General features: G+C 70.5%; 16 protein-coding genes. 11 read left to right on the top strand and 5 right to left on the bottom strand.

The genetic code is table 11. The features are described 5' to 3' along the window. The first annotated feature begins 136 nt into the window (after positions 1-136). Together AB0M47_RS36990 and AB0M47_RS36985 are read left to right on the top strand one after the other, a co-directional pair. Positions 137-862: an SDR family oxidoreductase gene (locus AB0M47_RS36990; RefSeq protein WP_363422500.1), complete on the top strand. Its 726-nt coding sequence runs from the start codon at positions 137-139 to the stop codon at positions 860-862. 139 nt (positions 863-1,001) lie between these two features. Then, positions 1,002-1,241, top strand: coding sequence for a hypothetical protein (locus AB0M47_RS36985; RefSeq protein WP_253761510.1), 240 nt, complete (start codon positions 1,002-1,004; stop codon positions 1,239-1,241). A gap of 1 nt (position 1,242) precedes the next feature. On the opposite strand, the gene AB0M47_RS36980 is transcribed toward AB0M47_RS36985, so the two are convergent. Beyond that, positions 1,243-2,646: an NYN domain-containing protein gene (locus tag AB0M47_RS36980; protein ID WP_363422498.1), complete on the bottom strand. Its 1,404-nt coding sequence runs from the start codon at positions 2,644-2,646 to the stop codon at positions 1,243-1,245. Positions 2,647-2,797: 151 nt separating this feature from the next. On the opposite strand from AB0M47_RS36980, the gene AB0M47_RS36975 reads away from it, so the two are divergent. The 6 genes from AB0M47_RS36975 (at position 2,798) to AB0M47_RS36950 (ending at position 9,157) form a co-directional block, all read left to right on the top strand. Further along, positions 2,798-4,504: a DEDD exonuclease domain-containing protein gene (locus AB0M47_RS36975; protein WP_363422502.1), complete on the top strand. Its 1,707-nt coding sequence runs from the start codon at positions 2,798-2,800 to the stop codon at positions 4,502-4,504. 131 nt (positions 4,505-4,635) lie between these two features. Then, positions 4,636-6,555 carry an HD domain-containing protein gene (locus AB0M47_RS36970; protein WP_363422496.1) on the top strand — a complete coding sequence of 640 codons (1,920 nt, stop codon included), beginning with the start codon at positions 4,636-4,638 and terminating at the stop codon, positions 6,553-6,555. Positions 6,556-6,587: 32 nt separating this feature from the next. Next, positions 6,588-7,154 carry an NUDIX hydrolase gene (locus AB0M47_RS36965; protein WP_363422494.1) on the top strand — a complete coding sequence of 189 codons (567 nt, stop codon included), beginning with the start codon at positions 6,588-6,590 and terminating at the stop codon, positions 7,152-7,154. Further along, positions 7,147-7,965 (top strand): NTP transferase domain-containing protein, encoded by an 819-nt coding sequence (locus AB0M47_RS36960; protein WP_363422492.1) that lies wholly within the window; start codon positions 7,147-7,149, stop codon positions 7,963-7,965. The genes AB0M47_RS36965 and AB0M47_RS36960 overlap by 8 nt, the downstream gene beginning before the upstream one ends. Continuing rightward, positions 7,962-8,243: an Lrp/AsnC ligand binding domain-containing protein gene (locus AB0M47_RS36955; RefSeq protein ID WP_253761505.1), complete on the top strand. Its 282-nt coding sequence runs from the start codon at positions 7,962-7,964 to the stop codon at positions 8,241-8,243. Before AB0M47_RS36960 ends, AB0M47_RS36955 begins: the two co-directional genes overlap by 4 nt. Positions 8,244-8,314: 71 nt before the next feature. Next, positions 8,315-9,157 (top strand): alpha/beta fold hydrolase, encoded by an 843-nt coding sequence (locus AB0M47_RS36950; protein ID WP_363422490.1) that lies wholly within the window; start codon positions 8,315-8,317, stop codon positions 9,155-9,157. A 68-nt stretch (positions 9,158-9,225) separates the two neighbouring features. Here AB0M47_RS36950 and AB0M47_RS36945 read toward each other — a convergent pair whose 3' ends face one another. From AB0M47_RS36945 to AB0M47_RS36930, 4 genes are read right to left on the bottom strand one after another with little or no spacing between them, the layout of a single operon-like run. Further along, positions 9,226-10,827: a ubiquinol-cytochrome c reductase cytochrome b subunit gene (locus AB0M47_RS36945; RefSeq protein ID WP_363422489.1), complete on the bottom strand. Its 1,602-nt coding sequence runs from the start codon at positions 10,825-10,827 to the stop codon at positions 9,226-9,228. Next, on the bottom strand, positions 10,824-11,966 hold the full coding sequence (locus AB0M47_RS36940) for a Rieske 2Fe-2S domain-containing protein (protein ID WP_363422487.1): 1,143 nt from the start codon (positions 11,964-11,966) through the stop codon (positions 10,824-10,826). Before AB0M47_RS36940 ends, AB0M47_RS36945 begins: the two co-directional genes overlap by 4 nt. Further along, positions 11,963-12,817, bottom strand: a complete 855-nt coding sequence (locus AB0M47_RS36935; RefSeq protein WP_363422485.1) for a c-type cytochrome — start codon at positions 12,815-12,817, stop codon at positions 11,963-11,965. Before AB0M47_RS36935 ends, AB0M47_RS36940 begins: the two co-directional genes overlap by 4 nt. Positions 12,818-12,855: 38 nt before the next feature. Continuing rightward, entirely contained in the window at positions 12,856-13,473 is a 618-nt protein-coding gene (locus AB0M47_RS36930; protein ID WP_253761500.1) for a heme-copper oxidase subunit III, read from the bottom strand. Between the two features lie 131 nt (positions 13,474-13,604). Between AB0M47_RS36930 and AB0M47_RS36925 the strand changes: the two genes are divergently transcribed. The 3 genes from AB0M47_RS36925 to trpD are packed head-to-tail and all read left to right on the top strand — an operon-like array spanning position 13,605 to position 16,235. Next, positions 13,605-14,645 (top strand): cytochrome c oxidase assembly protein, encoded by a 1,041-nt coding sequence (locus AB0M47_RS36925; RefSeq protein WP_363422483.1) that lies wholly within the window; start codon positions 13,605-13,607, stop codon positions 14,643-14,645. A 48-nt stretch (positions 14,646-14,693) separates the two neighbouring features. After that, complete coding sequence (locus AB0M47_RS36920) at positions 14,694-15,104, top strand: hypothetical protein (protein WP_363422481.1); 411 nt, start codon at positions 14,694-14,696, stop codon at positions 15,102-15,104. A gap of 60 nt (positions 15,105-15,164) precedes the next feature. Further along, positions 15,165-16,235 carry an anthranilate phosphoribosyltransferase gene (trpD, locus tag AB0M47_RS36915; RefSeq protein ID WP_363422479.1) on the top strand — a complete coding sequence of 357 codons (1,071 nt, stop codon included), beginning with the start codon at positions 15,165-15,167 and terminating at the stop codon, positions 16,233-16,235. Positions 16,236-16,372 lie beyond the last annotated feature (137 nt).

Below are 16,372 nucleotides of genomic sequence, written 5' to 3'. Positions count from 1 at the left end.
GTCGCGCTCGTCGCGCTCGCCGCGCTCGCCGCGCTCGCCCCGTTGATCATGGAGTTAACTGTGGTCTCGACGGCGTGGCGAGGGTGACAACTCCATGATCAACGGGCCGCAGGGCACCCGAGATAGGGTCGCGATCATGAGTGCGAAGCTGGCTGTGGTGAGTGGCGGCGGAACGGGCATCGGAGCCGCGATCACGCGGACGCTGGCCGAGGACGGCTACGAGGTGATCATCGCCGGGCGGCGCGCCGAGCCGCTGGCCAAGGTCGCGGCGGAGGTCCCGGGCGTGACCGCGGTGGTCGCGGACCTGGCCGACCCGGAGCAGGTCGCGCGAGTCGCCGACGCGGTGGGCGAGCGGGCGGTCGACGTGCTCGTCAACAACGCCGGCGGGTTCATCATGTCCGACGGCGACTCGCTGGCCGACGAGGCCGCGCAGTGGCGGCGCACGTTCGACGTGAATGTGCTGACGGCGGTGCTGCTGACCTCGACGCTGGAGGCGGCCCTGCGCCGCCCGGGCGGCCGGGTGATCCTGCTCAGCTCGATCGCGGCCCAGCGGGGCGGCGCCGGGGCGTACTCCGCCGCGAAGGCGGCCCTGCACGGCTGGATGTTCGACCTCGCCGCCCGGCTCGGCCCGGACGGGGTGACCGCCAACGTCGTCTCCCCCGGATACGTCGCCGAGACCGAGTTCTTCGGCACTCGGATGACCCCCGAAGGCCATGCCTTGCGGGTCGGTCAGACGCTCGTCGGGCGGGCCGGGGTGCCGGACGACATCGCCGCCGCCGTCCGGTGGCTGGCGGGCGATTCCGGCGGCTACGTCACCGGGCAGATCATCGGGGTCAACGGCGGCTCCGTGCTCGGACGCTGACTTTCCGCCGTTTCTCGGCCTCCCGTCACCTGCGGACGCTGCTGGGCCAAGGCGCGCCGCGGGCCGGCCGAAGGCTGGGCCGAAGCGCTGCGGCGATCCGGAGTTCGTCCTAGCGTAGGGGGAACGAAGGAGGCAAGCCGTGAGTAATACCAGGAAGGCCGGCAATTCCAAGAACCACCATAAGTCGGACGAATTGGCATTCGACCTCGACCTGAGAGACCCCTCCGACGACCACGGGTACGCCGGGGAGCAGGCGCGGGAGGAGTCCCGCCAGGCGGCGATGGCCGCCCGGGAGAAGTCCATGCGGACGAAGATGTCGGCCGGTCAGGCGAACACGATGCGCCTCAAGCGGGGCAACCAGCCGCGCGGCGGCCGGTGACCTAACCGCGCGCCACCCGGCGTAGCAACGAATCCGCCGCCATGGGGTACGCCCCGTGGCGGCGTACGCCGTCGGCGACCTCCCGGTCGGAGGAGACCACCACGATCGGACGGCCCGCCGGTTCGGCCCGGACGAGCCGCCGGACCAGGTCGTCGGCGGTCTCCCCCTTACGGGAGAACAGCACTCGCAGCCCACGCGGGTTCGGCGGGAGCCCGTGCACCTTCTCGGCGCCGTCGAACACCACGGTCACCTCGGCCCGGGTCTGCGCGCCGAGCGCGCCCAAAGCCGTGATCAGCCGCGTACGCTGCTGCTCCAGTGACATCTCGGGATAGCCGCGCTTCGTCACGTTGTAGCCGTCGACGATCAGGTGCACCTTCGGCAGCGTCAGCAGCTGGTCGAGCCGGCCGGGATCGTCCTGACTCTGCGCGCGCGCCGACGGGCCCGCGTCCGCCGGGCGGTCGGCGTACTGCTCAGCGGTGGCGTCCGCCGGCAGGATCGTCGCCGGATCGAGGGCCAGTTCGCGGCGCAGTCCCACGGCGGCCTGCCCGATCGTCTCCAGCAGCAGCCAGAGCCGCGCCTCGTCGACGGCGCGCTGCTGCCGGGCGTCCTGCCGGGCGGTGGACGTCGACGCCTCGGCCTCGGCCAGCTTCGCCCGCAACCGGCGCAGCTCGGCGTCATGGTCGGTGGCGTTCTTGGCCAACCGGCCCCGTTCGGCCGCCAGCGACTCGGTCGCCTTCTTCAGCGCCGCCTGCGCCTCCCGGAGCGTCTTCGCGGTGCCGCGGGACTCTTCGCGTACGCCGCTCAGCTCCTGGTGGACCTTGGCGAGTTCGTCGCGCAGCTTCTCCACCTCGACGCGGGCGACGGCGCGATCGTGTTCGGCGCGTTGGGCGCGGGACTCGGCCGCTTGCAGCACCTCGCCGACTGCCGCGCTCTCGGCCTCCAGGCGTACCGCGTGCTCGGCGGCGTCCAGCAGGTCCCGCCACCCGGCCGGGCGGGCCAGGTACGCCAGCGCGGCGACCTCGACGGGGTCGGCCGCGGCGGGCGAGACGCCCTCGACCACGGCGGCGCCCAGGTCTCCGGCGTCGGCGACGACCCGCTGGCTGACGCGCTGGCGGAAGATCGGATCGGCGGTCAGATGAGCCGCGATGACCGGGCCGCCCATCCGGGCACGCCGGTTCGGCGCGAACTTGGCCACCTTGCGCAGCGGGACCGACAACTCGTCCTGCGGAACGCTCGCGAGGACCGCCGCGGTGAGCGTGATCACCCGCTGCCGAACCGGCTCAGGCAGAATCGGCTCGGGCTGAAAGTCCAGGTCGTCGGCAGTGGTGTCGCCGCCCAGCGGATCGGCGGGCACGCCGGGGACGCCGCCCACATCCGGGCGGCCGGTCAGCTCCGGCTCCGACATCTCTCCAGTCTCCCACCTCGTCGGGCCGCACGACGAGGCACTTCTGTCACACCCGCCCCATATGGTGCGCTGCGTGCCGTCCGGACTCCCCCGTGCCGACCCGTCGGGTCGGACGAGCCGCCCCATCCCGGAGCAGCTCACCGTCGACCTTATCCTCGATGATCCGTTCGCGCAGGATCTCCTCCACACCACATTCGTCGTCCTCGACCTCGAGACGACCGGGGGCAGCCCGCACGACGCCGATGGGATCACCGAGGTCGGGGCGGTCAAGGTGCGGGGCGGCGAGGAGCTGGGCCGGTTCGCCACACTGGTCAATCCGGGTCAACCCATTCCACCGTTCATCACGGTGCTGACCGGCATCACGACCGCCATGGTGACCCCGGCGCCCAAGATCGAGGCGGTGCTGCCCGGGTTGCTGGAGTTCCTCCGGGACGCGGTGGTCGTCGCTCACAACGCGCCCTACGACGTCGGCTTCCTCAAAGCGGCCTGTGCGCGCCACGGCTACACCTGGCCGAACCCGCGGGTGCTCGACACCGCCGCGCTCGCCCGCCGGGTGCTGATCCGCGACGAGGTGCCCAACCGCAAACTGGGGACGCTGGCGGCGTACCTGCGGACCGAGCACCAGCCCAACCACCGGGCGTTCGACGACGCACTGGCCACGGTGGACGTGCTGCACGCTCTGATCGGCCGGCTGGGCAGCTTCAAGGTGCGGACCCTCGGCGACGCCATCGAGTTCACGAAGGCGGTCACGCCGACGCAGCGGGCCAAACGCGGGCTCGCCGACGGGCTGCCCCACGCCCCCGGCGTCTACATCTTCCGGGCGGCCGACGACCGGCCGCTCTACGTCGGCACCTCCGGCGACATCGCGACTCGCGTACGCACATATTTCACCGCCGCCGAGAAGCGTGCCCGGATGTCGGAGATGATCCACATCGCGAACCGGGTGGAGGGGGTCGTCTGCGCGCACGCCCTCGAAGCCCAAGTACGCGAACTCCGGCTCATCGCCGCGCATGCGCCGCCCTACAACCGGCGGTCGAAGTTCCCCGAGCGGGCCTGGTGGGTGCGGCTGACCGACGAGCCGTTCCCCCGCTTGTCCGTCGTACGCGAGCCGGGCGGCGGCCGGACCAGCCTGGGTCCGTTCGCCGGACGGCAGGCGGCGCAGGCGGCGGTGGACGCCTGCCACGAGGCGTTGCCGCTCCGGCAGTGCACGGCGAAACTGTCGCCGCGCAAGCCGTCGGCCACTTGCGCGCTGGCCGAGTTGGGCCGCTGCCCCGCGCCGTGCGAGCTGAGGGTCGACCCCGGCGAGTACGGCGAGCTGGCGGCCGATCCGTTCGCCACGTCGGTGACCGGCGACCCGGCTCCCGTGGTGGACCGCTTGATGGCACGCCTGAAGGTGCTGGCCGACGCGCAGCGGTTCGAGGAGGCGGCGGCGCTGCGCGGCCGGCTGGCGGCGTTCCTGCGGGCCGTCATCCGCATGCAACGGCTGTCGGCGGTGACCCGGATCGGCGAACTCGTCGGGGCTCGACGGGACGCCAAGGGCGGCTGGGAGATCGCGATCGTCCGGCACGGCCGGCTCGCCGCCGCCATCACGGCTCCAGTCGGGACACATCCGAGGATCAGCCTGGAGACCGCCCGGCTGACCGCCGAGACCGTACGCCCCGCGGTCGCCGGCCCGGTCCCGTGCGCGACGGCGGAGGAGACGGAACGGATCCTCGATTGGCTGGAGCGACCGGAGACTCGGCTCGTCGAGGTCTCCGCCGACTGGGCGTCACCGATTGGTGGCGCTGCGCGACTAAAACCCCTGTTAGCGAGGCTCGACGCGGCTTCCACGACACGGATCGTGAACGAAAGCCCATGAGGTATTGACCGAAAGTCCGACACGTTCGTTACTAGTCTTAAAGAACGCGAGGAGCCCCCGTTCCGTAGGAACCTTCACCACAGTTCCTAGGGGACGCATGAGCACCGTCCGCCACAAGGGAGGTGTCCATTATGGATGTCAATGCCACCTTGGGCACCACGCCGATATCCGGCCGGGTGCGGTCCTGGTTCGCGGCCCCGGACCGGTTGGGCCGGCCCGTGCCGAGCATCAGCCCGATGGCCGCGCTGGTGCGCGCGCACCGCCAGGTGCACCCCGGCGCGGACACGACGGTCGTGCGGAAGGCGTACGTGACGGCCAAGCGGTCGCACGACGGCCAGTTCCGCAAGAGCGGTGAGCCCTACGTCACCCACCCGGTCGCCGTCGCCCAGATCCTGGCCGACCTCGGGATGGACACCACGACCCTGGTCGCCGCGCTCCTCCACGACACGGTCGAGGACACGCCCTACACCCTCGAACTGCTGCGCGAGGACTTCGGCGACGAGGTGGCGCACCTCGTAGACGGCGTGACCAAGTTCGACAAGGGCCATTTCGGAGCGATCGCCGAGGCCGAGACGATCCGGAAGATGATGGTGGCCGCCCGCCGCGACGTGCGGGTCCTCGTCATCAAGCTGGCCGACCGCCTCCACAACATGCGAACGCTCGACGCCCGCTCCCCCGCCTCTCGCGCCCGCATCGCGGGCGCGACCCGTGAGGTGCTCGTCCCGCTCTGCGACCGGCTCGGCATCCAGGTCCTCAAGCGGGAACTGGAGGACGTCGTCCTGGAGCATCTGGAGCCGGAGACCTTCGCCGAGATCGACAAGGTCGTCCAGGAACGTCCGCTCTGGAAGGACTTCCTCGACCACATGATCCTGACCACCGAGCACGCCCTGCGCGCCGACGAGGTCCGCGGCGACGTCCAGTCCCGGCACCGGCACCACTACACGATCTGGCGCGACACCCGGGCGGTCGGCGACAACATCAAGCCGTTGGACATGCCCCGCATCGTCGTCCTCGTCGACGGACCGGACACCGAGTGTTACACGGCCCTGGGCGCCATCCACCGCACGTTTCGGCCCGTGCCCGGCCGCTTCAAGGACTACATCGCGTCGCCGAAGAACAACCTCTACCGCTCGCTGCATACGACGGTGCTCGGGCCCGACACGCGGCCGGTCGAGGTGCTCATCCGGACCCAGCAGATGCATCGCGACGTCGAATACGGCATCATCTCCCGGTTCCGGTTCCCCCCGAACCGCGTACTCTCCGACAAGGTCAGCGCCTCGATCGGGCAAGCCCTCACCAGTGCCCCGGTCATCGCGCTCGGCAAGCGGCTGCCCGACGCCCTGCGCCGGCCGCTCGCCGGAGCGCTCGGCAAGCTGACCGGCGACGCCCAGGACGCCCGCGCCGCCGCCGCGGAGGCCGCCGAGACCGCCGACCTCGAATGGCTGCGCCGCGTACTGGACCTGGAACAGGACACCTCCAACGCCGCGCACTTCGTCCGCTCGCTGCGCAGCGACCTCGCCGAGACGCAGATCCAGGTCATCGCCCGAGGGCGTACCGTCGTGCTGCCCAGCGGCTCGACTCCGGTCGACGTCGCGTACGAGTTCGGGCCGACCGTCGGCGACCGCATCCTGTCGGTGGCGGTGAACGGCGAGATGACGGCACTGTCGACCGGTCTGGTCGACGGCGACGTCGTGGAGATCATCGAGGCCGCCCCCGGGCAGCCGTGCGGTCCGTTCGAGGACTGGCTGACCTTCGCCAAGTCCCCGAAGGCCCGCGTCCATCTCCGGCGTCGGTTCCGCTCCTACTCCGCCGACGACGTGCCGTCGGGCACCATCACCGACCGGATCGCGATCGGCCGGGCCGCGCTCGGCCTGGCGCTGCGCCGCCGATCCCGCGGCCTCGCCGACGACGAATGGCTGGTCAAGCTGGCTGAACACCTCGACTATCCCGACCTCGACACGATGCTGGTGACCATCGCCGAGCACCGGATGAGCGCCGACACGGCCGTCGACCGGCTCATCCAGCTGGTCGATCACGGTCCCACCGGCTGAGGCCGCGGCCCGGTATTCGCTACAGTCTCCAGGTGAGCCCACGCCGTTCCGCCCTGCGTACCCGGCTGACCGCGCTCGGCTACGGGATCTTCTACCGGCTGCCGCACAAGTTCCGGCTCCGCCTCGTACGCCTCGCGACGCCGAAGTACACCATCGGCGCGGTGATCCTCATCCTCGACGTCGGCTCCGATCCGGACGGTCCCGTCCAGCGCATTCTGCTACTGCGCCAGCCACCGGGCCGGGGTTGGACGTTGCCGGCCGGGCTGCTCGACCGCGGCGAGACCCCGCTCCAAGGCGCGGTACGCGAAGCGGCCGAGGAGACGGGCATCGAGTTCCGCCCGGAGCAGTTGGTCCCGGCGACGCCGAACGCGGTCGTGCACACGAACGGGCGCTGGGTCGACACGGTGTTCACCGCCCGGGTCGACGCCGATCAGGTCAAGCTCTCCGTGGACGGAGCCGAGGTCTGGGAGGCCGCCTGGCACCCGCTCGACGAGCTGCCCAAGCTGACCGTCGCGACTGGACGCCTCCTGAGCCACTACGGCATCGGCCCCACGGATCACACTCACGGCTCGGCTGAGCGACGGCCCGGCCATGGCTGAGCTGGCCGCGATCGTGCTCGCCGCGGGCGAAGGCAGCCGCCTCCGTCCACTGACGACGCTGCGGCCGAAGGCGCTCTGCCCGGTCGGCAACATCCCCATGCTGGACCGCGCGCTCGCGCTGCTGGACGAGATCGGCCTCGCCGGGCCCGATCGGGTCGCGGTCAACGCCTGCTGGCTGGGCGATCAGGTCGCCGAGCACGTCGGTGACCGCGCGCACGTCAGCGTCGAGAAGGACCTGCTCGGCAGCGCCGGGAGCGTCGGCCACCTGCGGGACTGGGTCGACGGCCGGCCCGTCCTGGTGATGAACGCCGACGCGTACTTCTCCGCCGACGTCACGATCGCCGCGCTCGTCGAGGACTGGGACGGCGAGCGCCTGCGCATGCTCGGCCAGCGCCACGTCGGCGGCGAGGGCGAGTTCGGCGCCTACGACTTCGCGGGCATGTCGCTGCTCCCGGCCGCGACGGCGGCGTCCCTGCCCGCCGACCATGGTGATCTGGTACGCCTGGCGTGGCGGCCGGCCGAGGCAGCCGGGACGCTGGACGTGATCCGGCTGCACGGCCTCTACCTGGACTGCGGTACTCCCCGCAGTTACCTGCACGCGAATCTGCTCGAAGTCGAGGAGAGCCTGATCGCCCCGGACGCGGTCGTCACCGGTGAGGTCCGGCGCAGCGTCGTCGGCGCGGGCGCGATCGTCCACGGTGACGTCCACGACTGCGTCGTCTGGCCGGGCTCGCAGGTCACCGCGGGCGAACAGTTGAGCCGGGCAGTACGCGCGCAGGATCTCACCGTGCGAGTAGAGTCACGCTCGTGATCACCGCGATTGTTCTCATCGACTGTGCCACCGACTCGATCCCCGAGGTCGCCACGGCGCTGGCCGATCTGCCCGGGGTGAGCGAGGTCTACTCGGTGGCGGGCAGCGTCGATCTCATCGCCGTGGTGCGGGTGAAGGAGTTCGACCAGATCGCCGAGGTCATCGCCGGCAGCATCTCGAAGACTCCCGGTGTGCTCAACACCGACACCCACATCGCGTTCCGGGCGTTCTCGCGGCATGACCTCGAGGAGACCTTCTCGATCGGCTTCCCCGCCTGAGGCTGCCCGGCGACGCCGAGCGGTCCCACCGGGCTACCCGTCGGTAACATCTGACGGCTAGGCTGGTCGCCATGCAGTTGTTCCTCGACCGCGACGGCGACCGCCTCTCGGTCAGCGTCTCCCCGGCGGCGGATCCTGACGCGCCCTTCTTCGTCGTCTTCCCGGCGATGGGCGTGCCCGCCCGCTACTACGGCCAGCTCGTCGCACGCCTGACCGCCGACGGCTGCGGAGTGGCCGTCGCCGACCTGCGCGGCACCGGCGACAGCCGGCCGAGAGCCACCCGAGCCTCCCGGTACGCGATGACCGACCTCGCCGACGACGTGGGAGCCGTGCTGGCCGCGACCGCCGAGCTGCGGGCCGGACGGCGTACTTTCCTGTTCGCACACTCCCTCGGCGGGCATGCCAGCGTCATCCACCTCACCCGGAACGCCCCGGAGCACCCGGTCGACGGCCTGATCCTGATCGCGTCCGGGTTGCCGCTGTGGCGCCTGTTCGGGGCGCGGTCGCTGGGCGTACTGGGATTCGCCAACGGCATTCGCGCAATCAGTGCTCTGCTCGGCCACTGGCCCGGCTGGGGCTTCGGCGGCCGCCAGTCCCGGGGCGTCATCCAGGACTGGGCGCACACCGCCCGGCGCGGCGAGTTCGCGCCCCGCCTCGGCGTGGCCGACCGGCTCGGCGACATCACCGTGCCGGTCCTCGCGATCAGCGTCGACACCGACCAGTACACCCCGCCGCCGACGATCGAACTGCTCGTGGGCAAGCTCACGGGGACCACGGTGACTCGCGTACACGTGAGCGAGGCCGAGGCCGGGGCTCCGCTCGACCACTTCCGCTGGGCCAAGGCGCCGGGCGCGATCGTCGACCGGGTCACCGCCTGGCTGCCCACCGCCGTCCTGGCCGCCGACCAGCCCTGATCCGCTGCAGACTACGGATAGCAAGAGGCCCCCGCCGGATTCGGCGGGGGCCTCTTCGCGTACTGCGATCAGACGCTGGTCTTCTCGCGGTCCTTCTCCGGAGCCGGCGGCAGCTGCGGCTTGACCGGCACCTCGATCGGCCGGAAGAAGCCCCGGATCGCCGGGCCGAGCGCCCCGAGCCGGTTCATCTTCTTCGGCACGGTCCAGCCGATGTACGGCAGCTCCTCCGGGTGACCGTGGTCGTCCAGCGGCGCGAGCGGCTGGTGGACCTCGACGAAGGCGCCGTTCGGCAGGCGCTTGATGATGCCCGTCTCGACACCGTGCGCCAGCACCTCCCGGTCGTGCTGCTGGAGACCGAGCGCGATGCGGTGGGTGATGTAGTACGCCAGCGGCGGGATCACCAGCAGACCGATCCGGCCGGCCCAGGTCATCGCGTTCAGGCTGATGTGGAACTTGTCCGCGATGATGTCGTTGCCGCCGGAGATCAGCAGCACGACGTAGAACGAGATCGCCATCATGCCCAGCGCCGTACGCTGCGGTGCGTCCCGCGGCCGCTGCGCCAGGTTGTGGATCGACTTGTCCTTGTTCTTCCGGGCCTCCAGGAACGGCCACAGCATCGGCAGCACGGTCAGGATGCCGGGCAGCACGACGGTGGGCCAGAAGATGCCGGGGATCATGTACTGGTGACCGGCGATCGAGAAGGTCAGCTCCCAAGCGGGCATCAACCGGGTTGAGCCGTCGAGGAACATGACGTACCAGTCCGGCTGGCTGCCGGCGGAGACCACCGCCGCGCGGTAAGGGCCGAAGAGCCAGATCGGGTTGATCTGGAACAGGCCGCCCATCGCCGCGATGACCGCGAAGACGAGCATGAAGAACCCGCCCTGCTTCATCACGTAGCGCGGGAAGAACCGCTCGCCGACGACGTTGTTGTTCGTCCGGCCCGGACCGGGCCACTGCGTGTGCTTCTGGATGAAGACCAGCGTGACGTGGACCGTGATCAGGGCCAGCAGCACCAGCGGGATCAGGAACACGTGCACGATGTACAGGCGGTCCAGGATCACGTGCCCGGGGAACTCCCCGCCGAACAGCGAGCTGGTCACCCAGGTGCCGATGACCGGGATGGACAGCATGATGCCCGTGGCGATCCGCAGACCGGTGCCCGACAGCGCGTCGTCCGGAAGCGAGTAACCGGCGAAGCCCTCCAGGAAGGCGAGCCAGAACAGCAGCAGGCCGATGATCCAGTTCGTCTCACGCGGCTTGCGGTACGCGCCGGTGAAGAAGATCCGGAACATGTGGACGATGATCGCCGCCACGAACAGCAGCGCCGCCCAGTGGTGCATCTGCCGGATGATCAGACCACCGCGGACGTCGAAGGACAGGTCCAGCGACGAGGCGTACGCGTGGGACATCTCCTGGCCGCGCAGCGGCACGTAGGAGCCGTCGTAGGTCACCTCGGTCATCGACGGGTCGAAGAACAGCGCCATGAAGGTGCCGGTCAGCAACAGGACGATGAACGAGAACAGCGCGATCTCGCCCAGCAGGAACGACCAGTGGTCGGGGAAGACCTTGTTGAGGATCCCCCGGATCGGACCGGCGACCTTGAACCGCTCGTCGACGGCGTTGGCCGTCGCGCCCGGCAGGGCCTTGAGGTCTACTTTGCGTCGCTTCATTTGGATGGCCTCTCCCAGTACGCGGGCCCGACGGAGACGTCGAAGTCGCGCCGCGCGAATAGGTATCCCTCATCGTCGACGCCGATGGCGAGCATCGGCAACCGGCGAGCGGCCGGGCCGAAGATCGGCCGGGCGTTGTCGGTGATCAGGAACTGCGACTGGTGGCACGGGCAGAGCAGCCGGTTGGTCTGCTGCTCATAGAGGCTGGCCGGGCAGCCGGCGTGCGTGCAGATCTTCGAGTACGCCACGAAGTTGTTCCACATCGACCCGCCGTCCTCAGCGTTCACCGGGTACTTGTAGAGGTTGTCACGCAGCGTCTGCGCGTCTTCGTCACGCAGGTGGATGAGCAGCACCGGGGAGTCGGCGAACTCGTTGGTGACGCCGATCCCGCCCGGCAGCCCCGGGAAGACCGTGATCTGGCCACCGGTGCTGATGTCCTCCGGGCGTACGTAGGTGTTGTCCTCGAGGACCATGCGCACCGGTTTGCCGTCGTTGAAGACCTGGGCGTTCCAGCCGGTGGTCATGTACGGGTCGGTGTCGTCCGGGCCCTTGTGCGGGTCCTTCAGCAGCATGCCGACCGGCACCGCCACCGCGGCCGCGCCGAGTCCGAGACCGCCCAGGCCGAGCGCGCCCTTGATGAGCGGCCGGCGCTGGATGTTGAACTCGCTGCCGATGAAGCCGAGCGTGCCCGCGGCCAGCGCCCGGTCCTCGGGGGACGACGGGTCGTTGTGCCGCTGCTGGATCGCGATCTCGTGCGGCAGGAGCTTCTTGCCGTAGACGAGGATCGCCATGCCGATGGCGAACAGCGACAGGCCCAGGGTGAAGCCCAGCAGCGGGGTGAACCAGTCCTGCGCGGTCGTGCCGAAGTGGTACTCCTTCGGCTGGCCCAGCGGCGACACGTAGATCACGACGAAGGCGATCGCGGCCACGCCGCACAGCAGGAGCAGGAGGGCGACCAGGCGCTCCACCCGCTTCTCGGCCTTGGTCCCCGGCACCGGGAACTGCGGCTCGTAGTGCACGATCTCGATCTCGTCCCGCCGCAGGCCCTCGTCGAGGACCTCCCGGTAGGTGAGGTTGGGGTCCGTCGGGTCGACGGCCTTCGCGCCGCCCGGGACCTCCGTGGTCTCGTGGTTGCTCATGACTTCCCCGCAATCCAGAGGGTGGCGAAGACCAGCGCGACGATGCCCACCAGGAAGATGGCGAGGCCCTCGGTCACCGGGCCGAACCGGCCGAGGCCCCAGCCGCCCGGGTCCTGGTCGCTCTTGACGCCCTGCACGTACGCGATGATGTCCAGCTTCTCCTGCGGGCTGAGCTGGCTGTCACCGAAGACCGGCATGTTCTGCGGTCCGGTCAGCATCGCCGCGTACATCTGGCGATCGGTCGCCTCTTCCAGGCTGGGGGCGTACTTGCCGGAGGACAGCGCGCCACCGCCGGCCGAGAAGGCGTGGCAGGAGGCGCAGTTGACCCGGAACAGCGCGCCGCCGTTGGCGACGTCGCCCTGGCCGGCGTCGATGGTCGCGGGCAGCTGCGGTCCGCCGCCGAGCTCCTGGATGTACTGACCGAGCGAGTCGGCGTTCTGCTGCAGCTCCTCGCCCGACCAGAACGGCCGCTTGCGCGGGATCTGGGCCTCCTGGCGAGCCGCCGGCATCCGGCCGCTGGTCACCTGGAAATCGACCGACGCCGACCCGACGCCGATCAGGCTCGGACCCTTGCCGTCCACGCCCTGCGCGTTGCGGCCGTGGCAGGTGATGCAGTTCTGGTCGAACAGCGCCTTGCCGTCCTCGGCCGAGCGCGACAGCGTCGCGGCGTCGGCGTCGGCGGCCTGCGTGGCCGGCGCGACGGCGACGTACAGACCGCCCGCGAGGACCAGCGCCGCGAGCATGCGGATGGTGGCACCCGTACGCCGCGCGGCCTTGCCTCGCCGGCGCGGCGCCGCCAACCGCCGCATTCGGGCGGTGAGTCCGCCGCCCTTGCCGGTTTCAGTTGTCATGGCCATACCTTTGTCGTCTGCATCCGAGGCGCGCCGGGTCATGACAGGCCGCCCAGGCGCTCCAGCAGATAGATCATGAAGAAGAGGGCGATCCACACGACGTCGACGAAGTGCCAGTAGTACGACACGACGATGGCCGAGGTCGCCTGCGCCGGAGTGAACCGGCCCAGGGTGGTGCGGATCATGTAGATGACGAAGGCGAGCAGACCGCCGATGACGTGCAGCCCGTGGAACCCCGTCGTGAGGTAGAACATCGAGCCGTAGCCGTCGCCGTTGATCTTGATGCCCTCCGCCACCAGGTTGCGATACTCGTTCGCCTGCCCGAGCACGAACACCAGGCCCATCACGAAGGTCAGCGTGAACCAGCGACGCAGGGCGTACACGTCGCCGCGCTCGGCGGCGAAGACGCCCATCTGGCAGGTGACCGAGGAGAGCACCAGGATGATCGTGAAGGTGAGCGCGTAAGGCAGGTTCAGCACCGGGAAGTGGTGTTCCCACATGCTGAAGTCCGCCGCGCGGATGGAGAAGTACATCGCGAACAGCGCCGCGAAGAACATCAGTTCACTCGAGAGCCAGACGATGGTCCCTACGCTGACCATGTTGGGTCTGGTCAACGAGTGGATCCCGCTCTTGGCGATAGCTGGGGCCGCAGTCACGCGGTCATTATTATCCTCGACCAGCATCGAACGGCGTCGGGGTGCCTGTTAAGGCGGCGTGTCGTGATCCGCGCACTCGCCACGGACCGCCCCGACGTGCCGCTCACCTGCGGCGGGACTAGCCTCAAGGGGTGTTCCCCAGCCTGATCGACGCCGTCACGGGCGAACTCCCCCCGTTCACGGCGGCCACGATCCTCAGCCAGACCAGAGTAGACGGATGGCTCGCCGCGATGCTGCTCCTCACGGGCGGCTGCTACCTCTACGGCGTCCATCGGCTGAAGGCGCGCGGCGACAAGTGGCCGGTGAACCGCACGATCATGTTCGTCGGGTTCGGTCTCGGCTCGATCGCGCTGGTCACCCTGACCGGCATCGGGGCGTACGACACCACCCTGGTCAGCGTGCACATGGTGCAGCACATGGTGCTCGGCATGGTCGCGCCGATCTTCCTCGCTCTCGGCGCCCCGGTCACCCTCGCGCTGCGGACGTTACCCAAGAAGCCGCGTGCGCTGGTGCTGGGCGCGGTGCACAGCAAGGTGGCGCGCGTCCTGGCGTTTCCCCTGGTCGCGTACGCGATCTTCGTGGCGAACCCGTTCGTCTTGTACTTCAGCGACCTCTACCGGCAGACGCTGGAACACCCGTGGCTGCACGAGTTCATGCACGCCCACTTCATCGCCACCGGGTGCTTGTTCTTCTGGCCGCTGCTGGGCCTGGACCCGCTGCCCGGGCGCTGGCCGTATCCGGGGCGGGCGCTGCTGATGGTGCTGAGTGTGCCGTTTCACACCGTCCTCGGGCTGACCATCATGCAGCAGAAGAACCTCCTCGGCGGCGACTACTACCCGTCCCTAGGCCTGACCTGGGCAAACCCCGCTTCGGACCAGGTGACCGCGGGCGGCATCCTCTGGGCCGGCGGCGAGCTGGTCAGCGTGACGATGCTCGCAGTCCTGGTGGTGCAGTGGATCCGGGCCTCGGAACGCGAAGCCGCCCGGGTCGATCGCCAGTTGGACCGGGAGGAGGCCGCGGCCGCCCGCCATGCGGCCGAACAAGCCACCGCGCAGGCCACCGGGCAGGCCGTCGAGCAACCCAGCGGGCCGGCGACCGCTCAGCCGGCCGACATGACCAGTCTCACACCGCATCAGGCGCCCGAGTACGATCAGCGGGCAGCAACCAGCTAGCGGCGCAGCACGGCTGCGCGCGTACCTCACAGCGCGGGAGCCCTCGACATGACCGAAGCACCGACCCAACGGCACACCGTCCTGCTCTACAGCGACGATCCGGCGGTCCGCGAGAGCATGCGCCAGGCCATCGGCGTACGCCCCGCTGCCGACCTGAGCATCGAGTTCGTCGACGCGTCCACGTACGCCGAGTGCGTCAAGCTGATCGACGACTACGAGATCGACCTGCTGGTGCTGGACGGGGAGGCGTCTCCCGGCGGCGGACTGGGCATCGCCCGGCAGCTGCACGACGAGGTCGCCGACACCCCACCGACGGTGCTCGTCATCGCCCGCGCCGCCGACCGCTGGCTCGCCGCGTACGCCAAGGTGACCGCGACCCTGACCCACCCGCTCGACCCGGTGACCACCGGGCGTACCGTCGCCGACCTGCTTCGCCAGAAGGCTTCGGCGTCGGCCTGATCCCGTCACGACCCGCCGGCGCAGCCGGGTCGGCCCCTTGCCTCGTCTGGAGGACCCGCCATGGGCGAACGCACCTGGCCCAGTCTGTTGTCCGCGTTGACTCGCGCCCAAGAGATCTCCACCGACGACGCGGCCTGGGCCATGGAGGAGATCATGGCCGGGTCGGCCACCTCGGCCCAGATCGCGGGCTTCGCGCTGCTGCTGCGGGCCAAGCGGGAGACGCCGGCTGAGCTGGCCGGGCTCGCCGCGACGATGCTGAGCATCGCGCCCGCCGTCCCGTTGTCGGCGGCGCAGCGCGCCGAGGCGGTCGACATCGTCGGCACCGGCGGCGACGGCGCGCACACGGTCAACATCTCCACCATGTCGGCGCTCGTCGTGGCGGGCGCCGGGGTGCCCGTCGTCAAACACGGCAACCGGGCGGCGTCCTCCCTGTGCGGTGGGGCGGACCTGCTGGAGCACTTCGGCATCCCACTGGACCTCGGCCCGGCCGACGTGCTGCGGTGCGTCGAGGAGGCGGGCATCGGCTTCTGCTTCGCCGGCCGGTTCCACCCGGGTCTGCGGCACGCCGGTCCGACCCGGCGGGAGCTGGGCGTACCGACCGCGTTCAACCTGCTCGGCCCGCTGACCAACCCGGCCCGGCCGCGCGCCGGGGCCGTCGGCGTGGCGGACAGCCGCCTGGCGCTGACCGTCGCGGGCGTCTTCCGCGATCGCGGTGATTCCGTGCTGGTGGTGCACGGCGAGGACGGCCTCGACGAGTTCACCACGGCGGCCCCGACCACCGTCCACGTCGTACGCGGTGGCGCGATCCACACGACGACGGTGGACGCGGTGGACCTCGGCCTGGCGCGCAGCGCTCCCGGCGACCTGCGCGGCGGCGACGCGCCGTTCAACGCGGCCGTGGCCCGGCGCCTCCTGGCCGGCGAGACCGGCCCCGTACGCGACGCCGTCCTGGTCAACTCGGCGGCGGCGCTGGTGGCCGTGGCCGGAGTGGACGCTCCCCCGTTCGCCGACCCCGACACCGACCTGCGGGTGGCGTTGCGGGCGGGCATCGAGCGGGCCGCCGCGGCCATCGACTCCGGTGCGGCGGCGAAGGTCCTGAACACCTGGGTCGAGGTGGCCAACACCCGCTGAGGCAGCCCCGCAGCACAACCAAGAAGCACAAGTTCGTGACCTCGACCGTACGCGACGAGCTGGCCCTCGGCGGCACGCCGCCCGCGCGGGTCGACGAGCTGCTGGAACGGCTGCACCGGGCCAGTTCGGCCAGGTGC

Origin of the sequence: Hamadaea sp. NPDC051192 (assembly GCF_040682475.1) — a bacterium.
In the GTDB taxonomy this organism is placed as follows: domain Bacteria; phylum Actinomycetota; class Actinomycetes; order Mycobacteriales; family Micromonosporaceae; genus Hamadaea; species Hamadaea flava.
Note: the sequence above shows the minus strand (reverse complement) of the source record. Positions and strands in the feature narration are given on the sequence as shown.